We start from the raw sequence: 644 nt of genomic DNA, 5'->3' as shown, positions 1-644 counted from the left end.
AGACACACCTTACCCAAACAATCCAGTGAATCCAACAAGGCCACAAGAACCGAAGGATCCAGGTTACCCAGTCATTCCGCACGTTCCGGGCTACACGCCGGTAGATCCCAAGGATCCAAACGACCCTAATGATGATGTGCCGTTGACCCCAGTGGATCCTAACGAACCATCTAAGGGTTACGTTCCACCAAGACCAGAGGATCCGACTAAGAATACACCAATCAATTACGAAGCCGATAATCAAAAAGCACTCATCAACTTCGTAACTGAAAGTGGCACTCAGTTGTCAACAGTAGCTGAAACTGGGAAGTCAAACGAAGCAATTGGTTCAACAGGCTATGTAACAGCCCTTACAGGTTATCTTGTAGCTGGTTATACAGTGATTAGTGATAACTTTGGCGGTACAACACATAACTTTGACACTAATAAGGATGTTGACCAACTCTTCACAGTCGTGCTGCGTGAACGTATCGAACCATTTGACCCAAGCACTCCACCAGCACCGGGTCAGCCAGTTAATCCAAGTGATCCTAATAGCCCTGTATGGCCAGATAATGTGAAGGATCAGCTGGGTACCGAAACGGTCACCCGCACAGTCAAGTATGTCTATGTTAAAGACAATTCACAAGCTGCACCTTCAGTAG

General features: G+C 46.7%; 1 protein-coding gene. It reads left to right on the top strand.

All coding sequences use genetic code 11. The annotated features are described in order from the left end of the window. On the top strand, positions 1 to 644 hold a 644-nt coding region (locus tag SCSH_RS11220), incomplete at both ends, for a mucin-binding protein (RefSeq protein ID WP_442477937.1).

It is taken from the genome of Streptococcus orisasini (assembly GCF_001431045.1).
In the GTDB taxonomy this organism is placed as follows: domain Bacteria; phylum Bacillota; class Bacilli; order Lactobacillales; family Streptococcaceae; genus Streptococcus; species Streptococcus orisasini.
This window is presented reverse-complemented; position numbering and strand designations above follow the sequence as displayed.